Below are 21082 nucleotides of genomic sequence, written 5' to 3'. Positions count from 1 at the left end.
CCGAGCGAACAGAAGACGGCCGAACCGGCGCAGTCCGCCAGCGAGCGGATCGCTGCGATCGCAAAGCAACTGGACGAGCTGAAGGCGCGCGCCATCCTCGAGCCGAGCGAGGAGAACGTCATCGCCTATGTGCGCTTCCAGCGCGAACAGCTTGATCGCGCCTCGACGTTTTCCGACACCTGGCAGCGCGCCCTGTGGCAGAACCCGGACATCGACTACACGCTGCAGCGGCCTGTCTCGACGGTCGCCAAGCGGGCGTGGACAGATAACCGCACCGCCGATCGCGGCCAGGTGCTCGCGCACCTCGGCCAGCGCTATGGCATGTTCTACTTCTTCGCGCAGAGCTGCGGCGCCTGCGAAATCTTCGCGCCGATCCTGCGTTCGGTTGCGGACTCTCATGGCCTGGCTGTGATGGCCGTCTCGATGGATGGCGGCCCGAGCAAGGACTTCCCGAATTACGTGGTCGATTCCGGTCAACGCGCACGAATGGGCGTGCCGGGTAACGCGACGCCGGCGCTTGTCCTCTTCGATACGGCCACCAAAAAGACCGTCCCGATCGGCTTCGGCATCCTCTCGGCCGACGAGATCATGGACCGGATCTTCATGCTCACCAACACCAAGGTCGGGAGTGACTACTAATGGACGAGCTTCCCCCCTTCCCTCGCGCCAAGCGCCTGGCCTCCCCCCGCTTCCGCGCCTTTCGTCGGCGGCTCGCCGCCGCGGCCCTGAGCCTCGGGGCAGCCAGCATGGTGCCGATCGGCATCGCGCGCGCGGACGTCGCCAGTTCGATGAACTCGTTCTTCAACGATGCCGGCGGCGCTGCCAACGTGACCGGCCCGACCGCCTATCAGGGCCAGTCGGCGGGCTACTACTCGCTCGGCAACGCATGGACCCGTTTCCCGCAAAAGAGCGTGTCGCCGTTCAACCTCCAGCTGCCGAGCGCCCGCGCTGGTTGCGGCGGCATCGATCTGTTCACCGGCTCGTTCTCGTTCATCAACGCCTCGGAGATGGTGGCGATGCTGAAAGCGACCGCCAACAATGCTCTCGGGTTTGCCTTCAAGCTGGCGATCGACAGCGTCTCGCCCGAGATCGGCAAGATCATGGGTGAGTTCCAGCAGGCCGCCCAGCAGATGAACCAGATGAACATCTCGTCGTGCGAGGCGGCGCAGGGCCTCGTCGGCGCCGTCTGGCCCAAGATGCAGGGCGCGCGCTCAACCATCTGCACGGCCGTGGGCAACAGCCAGGGCGTGTTCTCGGATTGGGCGCGTTCGCGTCAGGGCTGCGGCGCAGATGGCCAGATCGACGATGTGCTCTCGGGTAACAACGACCCGAACATGAACGAGCATATTCCGGGCGAGCCGCGCAATTACACCTGGGAGGCGCTCAAGCGGTCCCAGAAGTTCGGTGCGTTTGACGCCGAGTTTTCCGAATACCTGATGACCGTCGTCGGAACGATCATCGTCAACAAGGCCGAGGGCAGCAATCCCGCCTCGATCCAGTATATCGGCCCGGCCGAGGATGCGGTGGTGACGGCGCTCCTCGATGGCACGCAGACCGGCAACACGGCCAAAATCCTGACCTGTACGGACGATGACAAGTGCCTGCAGGTGTCGGAGCAGAACCTCTCGATCCCGACCAATGTCGCCCTGCGCCCTCGCATCAAGGCCATGATCACCTCGATGCGCGACAAGATCCGCACCGATGCTGCGTTGTCGTCGGCCGAGCAGCAGCTTTTGTCGCTGACCACCGTACCGCTTTATAAGCTGCTCGCGGTCGAGGCGATGGCCCACGGCAGTTTCACCGACAGTGAGTCCGACGCTCTCGCGGAGATCGTGGCCGTCAATCTCCTGAGTTCGATGATCGAGAACATGCTTGACCGGGTCACGCAGTCGCAGGTCCATTTTCAGCCAGCGGATCAGGCAACCGCCGAGACCTGGCGCAAGCAACTCGGCGAGGCGCGGTCGAAGTATGCCGAACGCGATCTGAAGGTGAAAAACACGCTCAACATCTCGATTGCGCTCATCAACAAGTCGATCGCGCTGGAATCGACGCTGCAGAATGCCATGTCGCCGGGGATGGCGGCCGCGCTGAATTTCTCGCGTGGTCTCAACGTCCACGGGCTCAACTAAGCGGGAGGTAGGGCCATGGTCGAGGTTTTCACGATCGGCGGCGGGGAATACATCGTCAACACCTTCAACGCCGTTGCGGCCTGGACGGGCGGTGGCGGCTATGGATCGCTGATCAAGGTGGTGATGGTCATCGGCCTGATCCACGCCCTTCTCTCCGTGGCCTTCACGCTGAATTTCCGGGTGTGGCTCAACTGGTTCCTCGGTTCGACCCTGATCTATTCCTGCCTGATGGTCCCGACCGTCGACGTGAAGGTCACGGATAGGATCAACCCTTCCCTCGCGCCGGCGACGGTCGCCAATGTCCCTCTCGGGCTGGGCGTGATCGCCAGCTTCTCGAGCCAGGTGGGCGACTGGCTTACCCGGACGGCGGAGACGGTGTTCGTGATGCCGAGCCAGCTCAATTATTCCAACAACGGCATGATTTACGGTTCGCGGCTGTTCGATGCGACCCGCAATTTCCAGATCCGCGATGCCGAGTTCGCGACCAACCTGCAGAACCACTACAAGAACTGCGTGTTCGGCGACGTGCTGTTGAACTTCAAATCGCTGACGGATCTTGCGAGCAGCACCGACCTTTGGGCGTCGATCGGGCCCGGCTCGCCTGCGCGATCGCAAGTCTGGCTTCAGAAAGAGGCTGGCGGGTCCGTCAGCAGCACCATCATCACCTGTCAGGCGGCCTATCAGGCGCTGACAGGGCAATGGAACACCATCATCGATGCTTCGACGCCGCTTTGGGGGCGTCAGACCTACACAAACCTCAGCGAGACGGCCGCGGCCGCGAAGCTACGGCAAGACGTTCCCATCGTGAACCAGACCTTCACCGGATCGTCGAGCGATTACACATCTGCGATGCGGCAGACCTCGGCGATCAACGCCTTCATGCAGGCTCGCGATGCCATGGGAGGAAGTGCCGGCAGCGCGTCGATGGATGCCTTTGCTGCGACGCGCGCCGACATCCAGGCGCGCAACACCTACAACTCGATCGCCATGCAGGCGATGTCGTGGGTGCCGATCCTCAATATCGTGCTGACCGTCGTCTTCTACGCGATGTTCCCGGTGATCTTCCCGCTGTTCTTGATGCCCCAGACCGGGGTCCAGGCGCTCAAGGGGTATGTGACAGGGTTCTTCTATCTCGCCGCCTGGGGACCGCTCTACGTCATCCTCCACATGATCTGCATGACGCGCGGAGAAAGCGCATCCAATGCCGTGGCTGAAGGCGGGATCACGCTTTCGAGCTATGCTGGAATCGGGGCCGTGAACGCCGAGACGGCGACGATCGCCGGCTTCATGCTCATGAGCGTGCCGTTCATTGCGGCGGGTCTGGCGCGCGGTGCAATGAGCATTTCCGGGCAGGCGACGTCGATCCTGGCGCCGGCGCAGAACGCGGCCGAAGCGGCGGCCGTCGAGCAGACCACCGGAAATTATTCCTACGGGAATACCAGCTTTGCGAACCTCACGTCGAACATGCGGCAGAGCAACCAGTGGTCTGATGCACCGACGTTTTCGACGGGGGCGTCCTCCTTCACAGTAAGAGGGTCTAACGGCTCGACAGACACATATATGGAGAATGGCGCGATCGTCACCGATACGACCGGAGCCATCTCGAAACTACCGATGTCAGTGAGCCTAGGCACTGGATTTGCAGCGGAAAATCGCCAAGCGGCATCCAGCTACATGAGGGCCGCAGAGTCTCTGGAAAATTCGGCAGCGCGAATCAGAACGGCTACGTCGACCGATCGAACCGCCCATGGCACGTCTACCGAAACATCATCTGGATCGGACCACAGCAGTCGAACAACATCTGGGACCAATTCGGAGAAATTCGACCGCAATTCGTCGTCCGAGTTCGACGGGCTGGAAAATCGCGATAGTATCGGCTCTACCGATCGCATTCAGGCCGGTGTCGGCCATCAATCGACGTTGAATGATATATTCTCGACCAAAGTTGGCGCTGGGATGGGAGGCGGTGGCGGTGGCGGTGGCGGTGGCGGGTCAGTTGCTGCTGGAAAGCGGAAATTGCCAATTCCGAGCGCTACGATCGGCGCGGAAAAAACAAATAATATCCAGCAGTCTAATAACCTTCACTACAATACAGATCATTCCCGTTCTCGCGATAGCAGCATGGCGGCAACTGATGGTGTTCGAGATGAACACTCGAATGGTACCAACTTGTCGGCACGGGAGGGAACCGAAGACGGCAGCGGAACCTTTAGCCGAAGCTCGCGCTCAAGCACGTCCTCACAAAGTCACGAAGAAGCATTGTCTCTTGCAAACTCATTTGAGGCACGGGCTCGCGAGTTTAGAGAGAAAGCGAAGCAGCTCTCGCAGGACGCCAGCTATGCCGAAACTCATAATTTGCAGATGAGTGAGAACCTGTCTCAGGAACTCCAGCAATGGTATCGCCACCAAGAGTCGATAAACCCATCCCTGAATGCTCCAGGGTTGAACGAGGTCGTGCTGAACGCTACGCAGCGGCAAGCGCGGGATTCACTCATTGCAAAGTTCTTCGAGCAGCGCAGGGAGGCAATTTACGAGGAAGTCGCTCCGTATTTGAAAGAGCCTGAACTTGCGCAAAACCTCACCGCACCGACTGTTCAGGATGCTGCAGATGTTACCGCCAGTTATCACCCTTCAGGTCTCAAACCCACTGTTAACCTGGGGAGCCAAAGTGATGGATCGGCGGTAGCCGATCAGATCAGCGCCGGCAGGTCACAAATTGAAGCAACATCTGCAGCCAAGAGAGCTGGACGAACTCAAAGTGTGATTGCCGGGTCCGATCTGCAGCGTGAAGTTGATCAAGCATTGGATAAGGACTACTTCCGCGATCCCAAGCTTAGAAAATGATCGACAGCAGCCATCCGAGAAATGCGAGAAGCATGACTGCGTTGAGGAGAAGGGCAATCTTCACGGCAGGACTTGGCGGCCCGTAAAATTCCAACGCAGTCGCAGAATCATCATCGGACGATGGCGTCCAATCAGTCATCTCCGGTACGAAGATTGGACCGTTTGGATTGTTCAATGTCGCGGTATAGATATTCAGATCGAAACTCATTGGACCTTCCTCCAAGCGGAGGATAGCATAACGAGAACATCATGGCAACAAACCCAAGAAATCGGTCTGCCGGGATAGGTAGATACAGCGATGATCCGATTGGCTACTGCGCGCTCGGATTCTCGTGGCTGATTGTCTCGGCGCTAGGGCTTCTTCCGCTCGCGGAAGCTTCTTTACATCGTTCTCCCTCGATCGCTGCCCCCATTGTCGTCGCTTTCTTCATCGCGGTGGGCAGCGGTGCAATCCTACGGAGAAAGTATTCATGGGTGGGCGTCGCCCTGCACATCTACAGTCAGATAGCAATTTGGCTTTCGCTATTTTGCGCATCACTGACGATGGTTCTGATCTGGCTGGCGCCTCAATGAGCCAAACGCTTTGGCAAACCACTTGAACCTAATGTCCGGTCGTTCCTAGGATCACTCGTTTCAAGCCTACCGATTGCGCGTCGGAAAAACAGGCCCGCGCACGCTCATACTGCGGGCCTCGTAGGGTCGCTGAAGGGCAGCAATATCGTCGTAGGAGCCGCGCAACCAGGTATCGACATCCTTGGGATCGAGGATCGTGATCATCGCTTTGGGATGGATCGGCGCCACCAGGTCGTTGGCATCGCATGTCACCATGGCGAACCCGTTTCCCTTTTCGGTGGTTTGCCAAAGGCCCGCCACAGCGAACACGGGTTGATTGGTCACTGAGAACCACATCTCGCCCTTCAGCGGTGGCTTGCCATCGGCAAGGTCGTGCTTGTCTGGCGTGAACTCACAAAACTCGGTGAGTGGGATAATGCACCGGTTGCCGGGCTTCTCGGCAAGCACGCGCCACTGTGGCAGCGCCAGCTTGCGCACGTTGGTCATCGGCCAAGGTGCCTTACCGCCCAGCACATCCCACGTCATCACGTCCCAGGCACGCTGGCCTGCGTCCTCGCGAATTACGTAGCAGCGCCCCTTGGGCCGCAACTCTTGCGGATCGAACCGGTTGTCGCGCGGCCGAGCGCTGAATAGTTTCGCAGCCGAGCCAAATAGAGTCTCCGGCTCGTTCTTCAGGCGTGCACGGTTACACATGGCCGATTCCTTGGCTTGGCTTTAGCGCGCGACGGGCACTTGGTCGATGCGCGTGGTCCATGACGGGCTTTTGAAGGTCCGTTTGGTATCGTACGATTTGGCGCCCATACCTTCGGAGGCGAGGCGCAGCGTATTACGCCCGAACCTGTCGTTGATGCCGTCAAGCGCGGCTAGCAAGGCAGGCGAACGGGGATCAGGCGCAGCAAAGAGATCGTGCTGCGCTCCTGATTCCGCTTCAAGACCTTCCAGCATTACGCCGCATTTGGTGTAGACCGCGCCCTGCTCGAACATCGCTTCGGCCATGCGCGCTGCGGTTCCAGCAATAACGCGCGGATCGTTGGTGGAGGGCGAAAGCCGTGCCACCTTGGAGGCCGACGGTGCATTAGGCTTGAACCGGCTTCCGTGCGCGAATGCGAACAACCGGCAAGCCTGAAGTTTTTGAGCGCGGATTTTCTCGGCCGCGCGTACAGCCCTTCGCACCATCGCTTCACGCAGTACCTCGCGATCGTGGACCGGATCTCCGAACGTGCGCGTCACCGCCGTAGACTTCAGTGCTTCCGGCTCAGGTTGGAAGTCACTGCATTCGACGCCGTTCAACTCGCGCACTAAGCGCTCGAGCACGACAGTCCCGACGTCACGAGCGACGTCAGGGTGCATCGCTGCAAGATCGGCCGTCGTGCGGATGCCGAGCGGGTGCAGCCGTTTTGCCATAGCCTTGCCGATACCCCACACCTCCTCGATTGGCCATTTGGCGAACATGCGCCGGCGCAGCCCCTCGTCGTGCAGGTCGATGACGCCGTTCCAGACTTTCTCGGACGCCTTCGCCAAAGCGTTGGCGACCTTGCTTAGGGTCCGTGTCGGACCAAGCCCAATCCGAGTCGGCAGCCCAACATGTAGTTTGATAGTCGCGCGAATGCGCTGCGCCTGCTCGACATCACCAAGGCCACAAGGTAAAACTGGTAGATGGAAGAACGATTCGTCGATTGAATATATCTCGACGGTATCGCTGAACTCGGAGAGCACCATATTGAAGCGCCGATTCATATCCGAGTAAAGCTCGTACGAACTCGATCGATATTGCACGCCATGCCGCTTCACGATGTCGCGAATCTTGAACATGGGTGCCCCCATCGAAATATGAAGCGCCTTGGCTTCTGCCGATCTCGCGATGGCGCATCCGTCGCCATTCGATAATACTATCAGCGGCACATTGCGCAGCGTGGGATCGAAGACCCGCTCGGCCGAGCAGTAGAAGTTCTCGATATCGACAATGGCCCAGCTCATGACGGATCAGGCCTGAAGGTTGCGGACGCTGGCGCGGACCACGCCCCACACCTCGACGCTCTCATCCGCGACGACAGGGTCATAGTGCAGGCGACTGTTGCGCGCCTCGAGCGTTGGCACGCCATTGCGGACGCAGAGCTGGCGGACGACGAAGCCGCCATCGACGACGGCGATGACGATGCGGCCGTTCACCGGCTTCGCATCACGATCGACCACCAACACGTCGGAATCGAACAGGCCCGCATCGAGCATGGATTGTCCGCTGACACGGAACACGAAGCTGGCGGCGCGATCGAGGCGCAGCAAGTCCACGAGGTTAATCGCGGATTCCTCCCAGTCCTGGGCGGGGCTGGGAAAGCCCGCGCCGGCCGCGCCGACAACCTTAAGTTGCACGGGCCGAGGGAGGTCGCTGAGGGGAATCGGCGTGGACGGGGGTATGGCAAGAGTGGTGGACATTGGTCGCTCATACCGCAAAAATGAACACGAAGGGAACATAGCAAAAACACAACACGTACATTGCGCTTCGATCACGCTCGCGGACAGTTTATGTGCGCGCGACCGATCCGCCAGGAAACCGCTGGCTGTATCCTATGAATCGGCAACGATTTTGGGATGCGATCCGATCGCGCCCGTGTCGCGAAAAACTGCTATTGGGCAAATGACGTTTTCTAAAGCCCTTCCGGCCAACTTTTCGCCTTTATATCAGCAGTCTTCCAAGGGCAGGCTTCGATAAGCGCTGCCCTCACTTCTAAATCGAAAACTTCGCGCTCTCTTTTCTCGTAATCAAGAAAATCGATAATTGATCGTTGTCTTTGATGCCGCTCGGAAGCGGATAAAATTGCCGAAGTTAAATCTGGGTATTTCGCGCCTTCAGCCACCCTATCTCGATACCAACTAATATATCGCTGCATCATGTCGGGTGACATTTCATTATTATGCGACTCGGCATACTCCGCATCTGCTAGAAGCATATGGCTATGAGCACGCAATTTAGCGGCCTGATCTTCTAAAACGGAGGCACACTTCATTTGCGCGTCTCGCCCACCTACCGGCGCAGTGGCAGCGAGTACCAAGAAAGCAAGGTATGCAATCATACCCTTATGATGACGGAAAAATTTCTGGCAGTCCAGACGGGGCCGCTAGGCGCAAATTCTTGGCACTAGAGGGGTGGCTCAATAGGGTTGCCTGATCCACCATATGCGCCATAGCTTTTGCGCCTGGCGCATATGGTATAGGTAGCGCGCCATGCCGATATATGCTCCCGGAGAGGCCCTGGCATCTCCCTTCTCAGAGCTAAATCGAAAGGTGTTCCGGTCTTGCCGCAGGCGTGATGCCCTCGTCTAATAGGCCAGCCGCCACCGAGACCAGCATGTTGGACGGCGACCGGTAGAAATCATCAGCCTTGACGGCGCTTCGGCCCGAAGACCCGGCAGAATTCCATTACCATTGGTTCTTTATGCCTTCGTTGCAGCGTAAACGGCTCGCGGCCGCCGAATTACCGAAAATGGGGGCGCCCTGACCGGGTGGCCAAAACCTAACCATGATGGGTATGCCTATCTGGGGTCGGTTCCGGCTGAGGGCGGACTGACACCCTAAGCACTGGCGTCCTTGGGCCAAAGGTACTCGCCGGTGAGCAGGGTGTGTGCCCATCCGAGCGGCGAAATGTGAGCGAGAAGGTGGGCGGGCGTATCGAGTCCTTTCCGGCGTCGGACGTCGACGGCATCGCCAAGGTGCAAGGTGTTCCAGTAACCGCCTGACTGCAGAGTTCGTCGCTGCTGGATTGATCCGACTCATTCGAAGGTGAGCGCTACTTCGCCAATCGCCCCTATCACGTCGTGCAGACGCCTGAAGAAGACACCGGTCAAGCCGGCTACATCTTTACAACGCAGGTCGCCTACCGACCAACGTTAGTCGTTCGCGGGCCCAGAAAGGCCGATGATGCCGAAAGCTGCCGGTCATTTGCGTGACCTCATGTTCAGATTCCAGCTCGTTCCTTGATAGCTCGGCGAACGCTGCAATCCTGCGATCTCGGGTTTGCTACCGGCTACATTGACGATGCTGGGGATCAACGTTTAATGGTAGCGATCTCGCGTGGCCTTCTCGAGGATGGGGTCAAGGAGTGATACCGAGCGCGGGCAGCACCAGCACGTCGATCATCCCGACATGCTTGGTGCCAGTTCCGCCAGCGTCAGGTCGCCACGGATCGCCTCGACCGCCACCTTCGCCTTGAAATCCGCGCTGTAGCGCTTCCTCGTCGTGGTCATTCACGTACCAATCCTTCAGGTCGGGAGTAGCTTAACACCCTGCCCAGAAAACCGGGACCACCTCACTCAGCGGGTGGCAGATCAATGGGCCGCCTTCCTTGAATACAGCTTGAGCGAACTTCCGTCGGTCTGGTGCGAAATTTTTCGCAAAGATCGCGAGACGTGCTTTCGACGCCCTGCTGCACAAACTGTTACAAGCAGGAACAATCGTGCCCAATGCGCACGGAACCGCGCCGCTATTGGATCCTCAGCTCGATTCCGGGCTCATCTGGAGTGACACGATGAAACTGAAACTGACATTGCTGATACTGGCAGCCAGCCTGCCGTTTTCCGCCGCCCACGCCCAGGATCCCTCCGCAGCCGACAAGGCTCGCGATGCCTTCATGAAGGTCGACACGAACTCCGACGGCGCCCTCGACCTCGCGGAATGGAAGGCCGCCGGACGACGCGAGCGGGGCTTCACGATGATCGACGCCAACAAGGACGGCAAGGTCACGCCCGAGGAACTGCGCGCCGCCATGGCCAAGTACGGCAAATAAGCCAGCGTGCCACCCGCCACCGAGATGCAGAGCATGATCCGGTTGAACCGACCGGATCATGCTCTAGCATGAAGGACTTACGACGCCGGCTCGGCTGAACTCCACAAGGTCAGGACCCCATGGAATCCGAAGGAACGATCGCCATCATCGAGGACGACGTCGCCATTCGCGATCTGGTCTCCGATGTCCTGAGGGCCAATGGCTTCGTGGTGGAAGGCTATGGCGATGCCGCCGCCTTCTTCCGCCAGGCGGACGTGCCCTCGCTCGACTGCCTGATCCTCGACCTGATGCTGCCGGGCGAAAGCGGGCTTTCGATCTGCCAGACGCTGCGCGTCAAGGTTCCGCAGTTGCCGATCCTGATGGTCACTGCCAAGGGCGACGACATCGACCGCATCATCGGCCTCGAATGCGGTGCCGACGATTACCTGCCCAAGCCTTTCAACTCGCGCGAACTGCTGGCGCGCTTGCGCGCGATCCTGCGCCGGACCAAGGCGCCCGGGCAGGCGGTCGAGAGCCCCGGCGCCGAACTGTACCGCTTCGCGGGCTGGACTCTCGCCGTGGATTCGCGCGACCTGATCGACCCGGACGGCCGCCCCGTCACCTTGAGCACCGGTGAGTTCGACCTGCTCCATGCGCTCGTGATGCATCCCCGCCGCGTGCTGAGCCGCGACCTGCTGCTCGACATGACGCGCGGTCGCATGGCGACACCCTACGACCGGGCGATCGACGTGCAGCTCAGCCGGTTGCGCCGCAAGTTGGGGGACGATCCGCGCGAACCCGTGATGATCCGCACCGTGCGTGGCGACGGCTATCTGTTCGCGCCCAGCGTGCTGAAGATCTGACGATGCGCTGGCTGCGTCCGGTCGACGGCCTGCGGGTACGGGTGGGCCTGATCGTCCTCGTCCACCTGATCGTAGTCGGCCTGACGATCACGATCATTTCCAGCAAGCAGAACCAGCCGGACGCCGAGCTGTTCCGTCTGGTGCCGGCCGAAGACGCCCGGGCCATCGCTCTCGCCGTCGAAGCGACCCCGCCTGCCGCGCGCGAAGCGGTGCTGCGCGGGCTGAGCGTGAACACCACGCTGGTCATGCTGGGTGACGGCCTGCCGCGCGGGGACAACACCCACCCCGATCTGCGGGAAGCCAATGCCGCCTATCGCGCGGCCCTGCAGGGGCGCCCGTTCCACGTCGACTTTCCGCCCGATGCGCGGCTGACCGACCTGGGCCGGGGCCGCCAGTACTCCGCGAGCCCGATCCGCTTGCGTGTGCGCTTGAACGACGGCACCGTCCTTATCATCGAGCGCACCACGCCGCCAGCGATCGCCGGTTTCGTGATGAGCCTTAACGCCATCCTGATCGGCGTCTCGGCGGCGAGCGTGCTTGTCGTCGTCCTGATCGCGGGGCTGACCACGCGCCCGCTCTCCCGCCTTGCCCGTGCGCTCGAGAAAGACGGTGCCAGCCTGTCCGCCCCCGATCTTCCCGTGACCGGTGCCCACGAGATCCAGCAACTCTCGATCGCCTTCAGCGACATGCGCCGCCGCCTGCGCGACCTGGTGGAGGAGCGGACGGGGTTCCTCGCGGCAGTCGCGCATGATTACCGCACCTACCTCACCCGGCTGGAGCTTCGCGCCGACTACATCGGCGACCCTCGCCAGCGTGCGCTGGCGATGGCGGACCTTGGCGAGATGAGCGCGCTGCTCGACGACACCCTGACTTTCGCGCGCGTTTCCGCGACGCCGCCGCGCCCCGTCCACGAGACGACCGACATCGGCGCCATGGTGAGCGCTGTACTGGAAGCGCGCGCAGCCCAGGGCGAAGACGTCACGGTGACGTCGCTGCCGCCGACCGGCCCTGTCGTGCGGATCGATCCGCTGGCGATGCAGCGTATCCTGGCGAACCTCGTCGACAATGCCGTGCGGTATGGCGAACGGGCCCGCCTGTCCGTCCACGAACACCAGGGCCGCATCGAGATCCGTGTCGACGACGACGGACCGGGCGTGCCCGAAGCGGACCTCAAGGACCTGACGCGCCCGTTCCACCGGCTCGACCATTCGCGTGCGCGCCACACCGGCGGAGCCGGGCTCGGGCTCGCGATCGTCGATGCCCTGGCCCAGCAACATGGCGGGACGCTGACGCTCGGCAATCGCGACGGGGGAGGCTTCAGCGCCTCGGTGGACTTGCCCGCCGCCTGACCGGCGCCGCGGGAGCGGTGGGCGTTACACGGTGTTACCATGTGCAGATCACGTTGTTGCGCAAAGGCGGCAATCTTCTTCGGGTAGCCAACCGGAGAAGTCCCGATGCCAAGATCGTCCTGGTCCACAGTCATGAAGCGCAGGGCGCTGCGGGCCGGCAGCCTCGCCGTCCTAGCGGTGTCGATGCTTGCCCTCTCGCCCGCCACCGCCGATGACCATCGCCCGCCGCCGCATGGCCATAACCCGCCGCCTCCGCACGGCCATGCCCCGCCGCCGGGGCACGGTCATCCGCCAGTCCATGCGCCGCCGCCTGTATATGTCCGCCCGCCGGTGACCGTAGTGCGACCCGCACCGCCGGTCCGCTGGTATCCGGGCAATCCCGGCTGGTGGCACGGGCATCCCGATTTCGTCGGCTATGTCGGTGTCCGGCGCGGATACTATTTCGCGCCCGGCTATGGCTATTACCCCGTCGCCAGCGCCTATTATGGCCGCGTCTGGGTCGTGGGAGCCGTCCTGCCGGTGGAACTGCGGCGCTATTACGTCGTCAACCCGGCCTATTACGGACTGGCCGTGGCGCCCGCAGGACACGCCTGGATCTACGCCAACGGCAGCATCGTGCTGGCATCGCGCACCACCGGCGTGATCGTGCGGACCGTTCCGCGCGTCTGGTAGACCTGTTCGGTTTCGGCGCGCCTTCCACCCCCCGCCCCCGCCTCGGGCGCGCCGGTGCGGCGCGGCAGCCTTCCCCCAGGGCATGTCGCGCCGCACACCCCCCTCTTCACAATGGTGTCACCTCATGAAGCATGTCGTTTCCGCGGCCATCCTGACGCTGGCCGCAAACCCCGCCCTCGCGGCCTCGCCGCCGAGCCTCTATCCGGTAAGCGTAGGCCACGAGACCGCCCGCTTCACGCGCGGCGTGCCGACCGTAGACCTGCAGACCCCCGACGGCGCGGTCCAGATAACCCCGCGCCCCATCGAGAACGGCGCCCTCGTCTTCGACATCGCGGTCTACAACCGGGGCAACGCTCCCGCCAATATCGGCGTCGAGAACGTCAGCGTCTCGCTCGGATACCAGCCGATCGCCGTGCAGAGCCGCGATGCGCTGGCCGAGGCTGCCGAAAGCAAGGCTCGCCGCGCCCGGATCGGCACCGTGCTCGTCGCAGGCACGCTGGCTGCGGTCTCTGCCTCGTCGAGCGGCGAGCGCTACGCCTATCACGGCCATGTCGCGACCCCGCGCGGCGTGGTCTCGCGCACCATCGTGTGGGAGGACAACAGCGCCGGGCAGGCGGGCGCGGCGATGGCGATCTCCGGCGGCGCAATGGCCATGGGCTCGATCCAGCAGCGGCTCGACTACACGATGCAGCAGATCGACGGACAGATCCTGCAGACCACCACGGTCGACCCCGAGGCCAGCTTCGGCGGCCGGATCGTGACCGCCGCCCTGCCGCGCTCCGCAGCAGGGCAAGACGTGCGCGTCACGGTGCGCTGGAACGGCCGCGACTATCCTTTCGCATTCCGCCTGCTCGCCCCCGGCGAGGTGCCGCCGCCGTTCGAGCACGCCGGGAGGTAGCGGCTCCGGGGCGTTACAAGCTGTTACAAGGCACTCATCGCCTTGTTGCCCGCCCTCGCCATTTGCCCCGCCTCACATGGCAATTTCCCTGTCTTTACAGGGTTTCAAGCAAGGGATCACAATGGCGCGTCTTGCCCTGGTTGTGCCGCTGGCGGCGCTTCTGCTCTCCGCATGTCACGAGGCTCCCCCGGCCAAGGACGAACGGCGGGCGGTCTCCGTCCAGCAGCTCACCGCGAACTCCGGCCAAAGCGCGATCACGTATGCCGGTGAGATCCGTTCCGCCTTCGAGAGCCAGCTGGGCTTCCAGGTGGCCGGGCGGATCGTCGAGCGGGCGGTCAACGCCGGTGACACCGTGCGCGCCGGCCAGGTGCTGTTCCGCCTCGACGGCAGCGACTATGCCCGCGCGCTCGACAGCGCGGCCGCGCAGACCGGCGCGGCCCAGTCGGCGGCGGCGACGCAACGCGCCGATCTCGCCCGCTCGCGCGACCTGCTCGCCCAGGGCTTCATCTCGCAGGCCGAATTCGACCAGCAGAAAGCCGCCACCGATCAGGCACAGGCGCAGCTACGCGCCGCCGGTGCCCAGCGCGGCACCGCCGCCGCCCAAGTCGGCCGCACCGTGCTGACCGCACCGCGTGACGGCGTGGTCACGCAAGTCGAGGGGGAAGTGGGACAAGTCGTGGGCGCCGGACAGGCGGTGCTGACTTTCGCCGATCCCTCGCGCCCCGAAGTCGCCGTATCGCTTTCCGAAGGCGGGCTCGGCCCGGTCCAGCGGGCGAGGCGGCTCAGCGTCACGCTGTGGAGCGATCCTTCGCGCCAGTACCCGGTGACGCTGCGCAGCATCGCCGGCGCCGCCGATCCCGCGACCCGCACGTTCGCCGCCCGCTTCTCGATCATCGCCCCCGGCGAGACGCTGAGAATGGGCGAGACCGCTGAACTGCGCATCGAGGACGACCGCTCGACAAACGGCATCCTGGTGCCCCTCACCGCGATCGCCCAAGGCCACGACAAGGCGCAGGCCTGGGTCGTCGACCGGCGCACGATGACGGTCCAACCCCGCACAGTGAAGGTGGGACAGGCGAGCGGCGACAAGCTGACGGTCCTCTCCGGCCTGCGCCCGGGCGAGACGATCGTCACCGCCGGCATCCACCTGCTGCGTGCCGGCGAGAAGGTCCGCATAGCCGAGGTGCCTGCCTCGTGACCGGCTTCAACCTCTCGCGCTGGGCGCTCGGCCACCAGCAACTCGTCGGTTTCCTGCTCGCCGTCGCCTCGGTGGCGGGGCTGCTCTCGTACCTTTCGCTCGGGCGCAAGGAAGACCCGGAGTTCACCGTCAAGACCATGATGATCACCGTCGGCTGGCCGGGCGCGACCGCCGACCAGATGGCCGAACAAGTCATCAAGCCGATCGAGACGGTGCTGACCGAGAACATCCCCGACATCGACTACGTCAAGAGCAAGGCCCGTCCCGGACAGGCGACGCTCAACGTCACGCTGATCTCCACCGTCAAGGGCAGCGCGGTGCCGGATATCTGGTACACCGTGCGCAAGACCGTGACGGACCACCGCGCGGACCTGCCCGACGATGTCGTCGGCCCCGCGTTCAACGACGAGTTCGGGACGACTTACGGCAACATCTACGCGATCACCGGCCCCGGCTTCTCCTATCCCATGCTCAAGCGCTACGCCGAGACACTTCGCGACCGTATCCAGGCCCTGCCCGACGTCGCCAAGACCGACATGATCGGCGAACAGGACGAGGCGGTCTACGTCACCTACGACAGCGCGCGGCTGGCGATGCTGGGAATCTCGTCGCAGGCCATCGCCGATGCGCTCGACGGCACCAACGCCGTCTCGGCCTCGGGCACGGTCGAGGCGGGCGCCGAGCGCGTGCGCCTGCAGGTGGCGGGCGCCTACGGCTCGCTCGAGGCGATCGCGGCGACGCCGATCTTCGCCAACGGCAAGAGCGTGCGCCTCGATGCGATCGCCAAAGTGGAGCGCACGACCAAGGACCCCGCCACCTTCAGGATGCGGTTCGGCGGCGAGGATGCGGTGGGCGTGGGCATCAGCCTGCGCGACGACGGCAATGTCGCGCGGCTGGGCAAGAACCTGAAGCAGACCGTGGCCTCGTACCAGGACGAACTGCCGGTCGGCGTCGAAATCCACACGGTGTCGGACCAGACGAAGGTGGTGGACGAATCCGTCGGCGAATTCACCCGCTCGCTGCTCGAGGCGGTGGTCATCGTGCTTGTCGTCAACTTCCTGTCGCTCGGCTGGCGGCCCGGCATCGTCGTCGCGCTGTGCATCCCGCTGGTGCTGGCGATGACCTTCGCCGGGATGAGCTGGATGGGCATCGACCTGCAACGCATTTCGCTGGGCGCGCTCATCATCGCACTGGGTCTGCTGGTGGACGATGCGATCATCGTGGTCGAGGCGGTCAGCACCCATCTCGAAGCCGGGTGGACGCGCACCCGTGCCGCGATCAGCGCCTACACCACCACCGCGATCCCGATGCTGGTCGGCACGCTGATCACCGTCGCGGGCTTCCTGCCGATCGCGATGTCGAAGGCGACGGCGAGCGAATACGTGATCTCGCTGTTCCAGGTCATCGCGCTGTCGCTGGTGCTGTCGTGGTTCGTCGCGGTGATCTTCACGCCGTTCCTCGCCTACCACCTGCTGCCCCAGCGCGCCGATGCCCGGGACGACGCGGGCGAGCCCGAGGAGCAGTACGAAGGGCGGTTCTACGCGTGGTTCCGCCGCGTGCTCGACCGTTGCCTCGACAGCCGCAAGGCCGTCGTCGCGGCGGCCGCCGCACTGTTCGTGGGCTCCGTGTTCCTGTTCCAGTTCGGCGTGCCACGCCAGTTCTTCCCGGCGTCCGACCGGCCCGAGCTGGTGGTCGACCTGCAGCTTTCCCAGAACGCCAGCTTCGCCCAGACGCAGGCCGTCGCCGCGCGCATGGAAAAGCTGCTGGCGAAGGACGAACGCGTCACTTCGGTGACGAGCTACGTCGGCGGTGGATCGCCGCGCTTCTACCTGCCGCTGAACGTCCAGACGCCCGACATCACGCTCGCCGAACTGGTCCTCCAGACGAAGGACGAGGAAGCCCGCGAGGAGGTGATCGCGCACGTGCAGGACCTGTTCGCCGCGCGGTTCCCCGAGGCGCGCGGGCGCGTCAGCAGGCTGGAGAACGGGCCTTCGGTCGGCCAGCCCGTGCAGTATCGCCTCGCCGGTCCGGACCTCGATGCGCTGGCACCCTTCGCGCAGAAGCTGGAAGCCATCGTGCGGGCGGACAGTCATTCGCGCGACGTGAACAGCGACCTGGGCGAGCCGCTCAAGGCCATCCGCGTCGATCTCGACCAGGACAAGGTGCGTGCCCTCGGCCTCTCCACCGAGGCGGTGCAGAAGACCCTGCAGGCCGCGATCGCCGGGGCCGGCGTCACCACCTACCGCGACCGCGATCTGGCCCTCGATGTCGTCATGCGCCTCGACACGGCCGAGCGCACCGACCTCGGCCGCATCGCCAACCTGCCGATCGCCACGCAGAGCGGCCCGGTCGCCCTGTCGCAGCTGGGCCGGGTCACCGCGAGCAGCGAGCCCGCGCTGCTTTACCGGCGCAACCGGCAGGCGACGATCACCATCGCCGCCGACGTCGAGGGCGAGCAGGCCACCGACCTCACCAAGCGCCTCGAACCCCAGGTCGAGGCGCTGCGCCGGGACCTTCCCGCTGGCGCGTCGCTGGTGAACGGCGGCTCGCAGGAGCAGAGCAGCATCAACCAGCGCGCCACCATGGCCGCAGTGCCGGCCGCGATGATGGTGATCGTGGTCCTGCTGATGCTGCAACTCCAGAACGTCAAGCGGATGCTCGTGGTGCTGGCGACCGGACCGCTGGCGCTGATCGGCGTGGCGCTGATCATGGCGCTGTTCCGCATCCCGTTCGGCTTCGTCGCCATGCTGGGCTCGCTGGCGCTGTTCGGCATGGTGCTGCGCAATTCGGTGATCCTGATCGCGCAGATAGACGCCCTGTCGGGCCACGGCCTCTCCATGCGCGAGGCCGTGCGCGAGGCGGCGGTCCATCGCCTGCGCCCGATCATGCTCACCGCGCTCGCCGCCATCCTCGCGATGATCCCGCTGACCCGCTCCACGTTCTGGGGGCCGATGGCCTGGGCCATCATGGGCGGGCTGATGGTGGCCACGATCCTCACCCTCGTGTTCCTCCCGGCGCTCTACGAACTCGTGTTCGACCGCGCGGACAAGCAGGACACCACTCAGGAAATCCCGATGCACGACACTTCCACCGATGGAGCACGGACATGAACCGCGCCCTGTTCCTCGCCGCCTTCGCCATGCTCGCATCGACGCCCGCCCATGCGACGGACCTTGTCGACGCCTGGCGCGCCGCAGCCCTGCACGACCCCGACCACCAGAGCGCCGAGGCCGAGCGCGATGCAGGGCAGGAAGCCGCCGTGCAGGCCCGCGCCCTCAAGCGACCGAGCGTGCAGGTCCAGGCCGGCTACCAGTACAACATGACCGAAACCAACGCCCAGCTGCCCGAAGACCTGACGCCCGTGTTCACCGGCCAGCGCAGCTCGGGACGCGCCTCGGTGGCGGTGCAGGCCGTCCAGCCGATCTACGACGCCGCCAAGGGTGCCCAGTCAACCCAGCTGCGCGAGAAGGCCGCGATCGCCGACGTCCAGTTCGAAGGCGAGCAGCAGGCGCTCATCCTGCGCGTGGCGGACGCCTACTTCTCGGTGCTTTCGGGCGAGGACAAGCTGACCTCCTACACCCGGCAGGTCGAGGCGGCGGAACAGCAGCGCAAGGGCGCGCAGGCCCGCTTCGACGCCGGACGCGCGCGGATCACCGACGTGCGCGAGGCGGAAGCCCAGCGCGACGCGGCGGAAGCGCAGCGGATCGGCGCCGAAGCGGAACTGGCCTATGCCCGCGCCGCCTTCTCCGAACTGACCGGCCTCGGCGCCGAGGGGCTCGAACGTCCCGCCGCCGACTTCGTCGCGCCGGTGCCGACCGGTTCGCTGCAGGACATCCAGGAACGCGCCGAGACCCGCGCGCCCGCCGTCAGGGCCGCCGAGCACAGCGCGCGCGCCGCCGGGGCGGAAATCGACCGCTACGGCCTGTCGGGCCGGCCGGTGATCGAGGGTGTCGCAGGCTACCAGGGACAATTCCGGATGGGCGGCGACGGCGGCAACGGCATCGTGCCCGACCGCATCCAGACCGCTTCCGCAGGCGTGCGCCTGACCGTCCCGCTCTATGCAGGCGGTGGCATCCAGTCGAAGGAACGCGAGGCGCAGGCGAACGCGACCAAGGCCTTGCGCGATCTCGACGCCGCGCGCCGCGATGCCCGCCTTCAGGCGCAGCAGGCGTGGCAGGCTGCCTCGACCGGCGCGCGCAGGGTCGCCGCGCTCAACACCGCGCTCAGGTCCGCCGACCTGCAGCAGAGCGCCGCTGCGACCGGGCGCGACGTCGGCATCCGCACCCAGAACGACGTGCTCAACGCACAGAGCCAGAGCTTCGCCACCGACCGCGACCGCGCGCAGGCCGTCTACGACTATATCCTGGCCCGGCTGAAGCTGGCAGCGTCCACCGGCGATCTGGGATTCGAGGAACTCGACGAGGCCGATCGCCTTATGACTTCGATCCGGCCAGAAACGCGGCCGTGACCGACCCGATTGCCTGACCGATAGGAAGCAGGCGGACATGCCAAATGCCCGCTGGCGAGTGCGGGCGGTTGCGCCGGGGATTGAAGGCATCCGAAGGGGTATCCGGGCCGACGTGGAAGGCGCCTTTTTTTTGGGGGGGGGGCGCCGAAGCGAGTGTTCACGGGCCTGATCGGCGCCATCCTCATGGAGCAGAGTGACGAATGGGCTGTCCAGCACGCCCCCTATATGACGCTTGAAACTATGGCTCCCGTCAGCGACAATCCCATCGCAATGCTCTCGGCTGTACCTAGCGCATCACCGGTTCATCCCGATGCCGAAATGGACGGTGGTGACGGAAATCTACACCACGCCGTAGGGCACGATCACCGGACTTTGCCAGCCTGATCTATGGCGGGCTTTGCACGCCGGTTCCCGCCGATGCGCCGCCTACGTTCATTGTCGTGGCGGCGGACGACGAGTAAATGGCGAACTCCTGTGCAATTCTATAAAGCTTGGCGGGAGGCAGTAGCGTCGGCCGAGCTTCACATCTATGAGCGCTTTCGCACGGGGTCTATCTGAACCCGAAGGGGACCACTAGCGCCCACTAGTGCGACGAACTAATCTAGTGGATGCAGTCTCGCGGTTTGACGGCGCGAGCCGACCAATAACCGAACGCGGGATGACCTTGGGGTGCGTATCCGCCAATGTCAGGTTTCGGCGAAACGCGTCATTCACGGTCGCGCTCGGGAACGACCGTGAAGTCCCAAATTACGTCAGGATCGGGCTGTTTGATCCGCTCGAGGCAGGCACCGGGCCGCTAACGGAATTCTGATCTCGTGCTCGCTCTCCTACGCTCATTCGCGAATTCCCCGGGCCGCCGATCTATCAGGAAGAATGCCTAGGCCTTGCGCCTGCGCAATGACTCGTCTCACGCCCTCAGGTGACCATTGCATCCCCCCTCGCGGCGTTGGCTCTCGCAAATCCTTACTTAACCAAGCCGCAATGCCGCGCAGCGTCGCGTCTGGCTCGCTCCTGAGCTTGTCCGCAACGAGTAGGGCAACGCGACTATCATTCGAAAGGCGCGGCGCCGTCTCAAGGATCACAGGATTTGCATAGCCTGCATCAACAAGCGTTCGGCACGCCTTCACCAGCGTGCGTTCAGAAAACGAACGCACCGGGGGCTTGATCGACCGAATGTGCCGCAACACCACCGCCCAGGGCAACTGCGGGCGCAGGCGCTCAACGAGCGGCAGCCAACCCCGCCGCCCATCGATCAGATCGTGGAGATGCTTTTCTCTCAGGGTGTGACGCAAGGCATCGATTGCTGACGGATCCCGGGCGCGCATTTTC

Annotated in this window: 17 protein-coding genes, 3 pseudogenes and 1 riboswitch; of the genes and pseudogenes, 13 read left to right on the top strand and 7 right to left on the bottom strand. The window is 63.8% G+C overall.

Features of this window, described 5'->3' with window-relative positions:
• From OKA11_RS22895 to OKA11_RS22885, 3 genes are all read left to right on the top strand, one after another.
• Positions 1–639: conjugal transfer protein TraF (locus OKA11_RS22895; RefSeq protein ID WP_267224678.1), on the top strand; the 639-nt coding region annotated here is incomplete at its 5' end.
• On the top strand, positions 639–2129 hold the full coding sequence (locus OKA11_RS22890) for a conjugal transfer protein TraH (protein ID WP_379489394.1): 1491 nt from the start codon (positions 639–641) through the stop codon (positions 2127–2129). The genes OKA11_RS22895 and OKA11_RS22890, both read left to right, overlap by 1 nt.
• Positions 2130–2144: 15 nt before the next feature.
• Positions 2145–4973 carry a conjugal transfer protein TraG N-terminal domain-containing protein gene (locus tag OKA11_RS22885; RefSeq protein ID WP_267224676.1) on the top strand — a complete coding sequence of 943 codons (2829 nt, stop codon included), beginning with the start codon at positions 2145–2147 and terminating at the stop codon, positions 4971–4973.
• Here OKA11_RS22885 and OKA11_RS22880 read toward each other — a convergent pair.
• Entirely contained in the window at positions 4963–5181 is a 219-nt protein-coding gene (locus tag OKA11_RS22880) for a hypothetical protein (protein ID WP_008828778.1), read from the bottom strand. The genes OKA11_RS22885 and OKA11_RS22880 overlap by 11 nt on opposite strands.
• A gap of 41 nt (positions 5182–5222) precedes the next feature.
• Here OKA11_RS22880 and OKA11_RS22875 point away from each other — a divergent pair, with 41 nt between their 5' ends.
• A complete protein-coding gene (locus OKA11_RS22875; RefSeq protein ID WP_267224671.1) occupies positions 5223–5546 on the top strand; it encodes a hypothetical protein in 324 nt (107 codons plus the stop codon).
• Between the two features lie 66 nt (positions 5547–5612).
• On the opposite strand, the gene OKA11_RS22870 is transcribed toward OKA11_RS22875, so the two are convergent.
• The 5 genes and pseudogenes from OKA11_RS22870 to OKA11_RS22850 all read right to left on the bottom strand — a co-directional run.
• Complete coding sequence (locus OKA11_RS22870) at positions 5613–6239, bottom strand: SOS response-associated peptidase family protein (protein ID WP_267224669.1); 627 nt, start codon at positions 6237–6239, stop codon at positions 5613–5615.
• A gap of 21 nt (positions 6240–6260) precedes the next feature.
• Entirely contained in the window at positions 6261–7523 is a 1263-nt protein-coding gene (locus OKA11_RS22865) for a Y-family DNA polymerase (RefSeq protein ID WP_267224667.1), read from the bottom strand.
• A 6-nt stretch (positions 7524–7529) separates the two neighbouring features.
• Positions 7530–7979, bottom strand: a complete 450-nt coding sequence (locus tag OKA11_RS22860; protein WP_037518111.1) for a LexA family protein — start codon at positions 7977–7979, stop codon at positions 7530–7532.
• Between the two features lie 212 nt (positions 7980–8191).
• Positions 8192–8617, bottom strand: a complete 426-nt coding sequence (locus tag OKA11_RS22855; protein ID WP_267224663.1) for a hypothetical protein — start codon at positions 8615–8617, stop codon at positions 8192–8194.
• Positions 8618–8903: 286 nt separating this feature from the next.
• Positions 8904–8977, bottom strand: a riboswitch (Fluoride riboswitch).
• A gap of 138 nt (positions 8978–9115) precedes the next feature.
• Positions 9116–9271 (bottom strand): annotated as a pseudogene (locus OKA11_RS22850) (Tn3 family transposase); the annotation flags it as partial.
• Between the two features lie 797 nt (positions 9272–10068).
• Between OKA11_RS22850 and OKA11_RS22840 the strand changes: the two are divergent.
• From OKA11_RS22840 to OKA11_RS24715, 9 genes and pseudogenes are all read left to right on the top strand, one after another.
• Entirely contained in the window at positions 10069–10326 is a 258-nt protein-coding gene (locus tag OKA11_RS22840; RefSeq protein WP_267224661.1) for an EF-hand domain-containing protein, read from the top strand.
• Between the two features lie 119 nt (positions 10327–10445).
• Positions 10446–11168 (top strand): response regulator, encoded by a 723-nt coding sequence (locus OKA11_RS22835; RefSeq protein WP_267224659.1) that lies wholly within the window; start codon positions 10446–10448, stop codon positions 11166–11168.
• Between the two features lie 2 nt (positions 11169–11170).
• On the top strand, positions 11171–12517 hold the full coding sequence (locus OKA11_RS22830; RefSeq protein WP_267224658.1) for a HAMP domain-containing sensor histidine kinase: 1347 nt from the start codon (positions 11171–11173) through the stop codon (positions 12515–12517).
• 105 nt (positions 12518–12622) lie between these two features.
• Positions 12623–13189, top strand: coding sequence for an RcnB family protein (locus tag OKA11_RS22825; protein WP_267224657.1), 567 nt, complete (start codon positions 12623–12625; stop codon positions 13187–13189).
• 124 nt (positions 13190–13313) lie between these two features.
• Positions 13314–14087, top strand: coding sequence for a hypothetical protein (locus tag OKA11_RS22820; RefSeq protein WP_133085129.1), 774 nt, complete (start codon positions 13314–13316; stop codon positions 14085–14087).
• 121 nt (positions 14088–14208) lie between these two features.
• Entirely contained in the window at positions 14209–15285 is a 1077-nt protein-coding gene (locus OKA11_RS22815; RefSeq protein WP_267224654.1) for an efflux RND transporter periplasmic adaptor subunit, read from the top strand.
• Complete coding sequence (locus OKA11_RS22810) at positions 15282–18395, top strand: efflux RND transporter permease subunit (protein WP_267224652.1); 3114 nt, start codon at positions 15282–15284, stop codon at positions 18393–18395. The genes OKA11_RS22815 and OKA11_RS22810 overlap by 4 nt, the downstream gene beginning before the upstream one ends.
• Positions 18392–19753, top strand: coding sequence for a TolC family outer membrane protein (locus OKA11_RS22805; protein WP_267224650.1), 1362 nt, complete (start codon positions 18392–18394; stop codon positions 19751–19753). Before OKA11_RS22810 ends, OKA11_RS22805 begins: the two co-directional genes overlap by 4 nt.
• A gap of 159 nt (positions 19754–19912) precedes the next feature.
• Positions 19913–20038: pseudogene (locus OKA11_RS24715) on the top strand (IS256 family transposase); the annotation flags it as partial.
• Between the two features lie 548 nt (positions 20039–20586).
• Here OKA11_RS24715 and OKA11_RS22800 read toward each other — a convergent pair.
• Positions 20587–21082: pseudogene (locus tag OKA11_RS22800) on the bottom strand (recombinase family protein); the annotation flags it as partial.

Origin of the sequence: Novosphingobium clariflavum, from assembly GCF_026420865.1 — a bacterium.
GTDB lineage: Bacteria > Pseudomonadota > Alphaproteobacteria > Sphingomonadales > Sphingomonadaceae > Novosphingobium > Novosphingobium clariflavum.
This window is presented reverse-complemented; position numbering and strand designations above follow the sequence as displayed.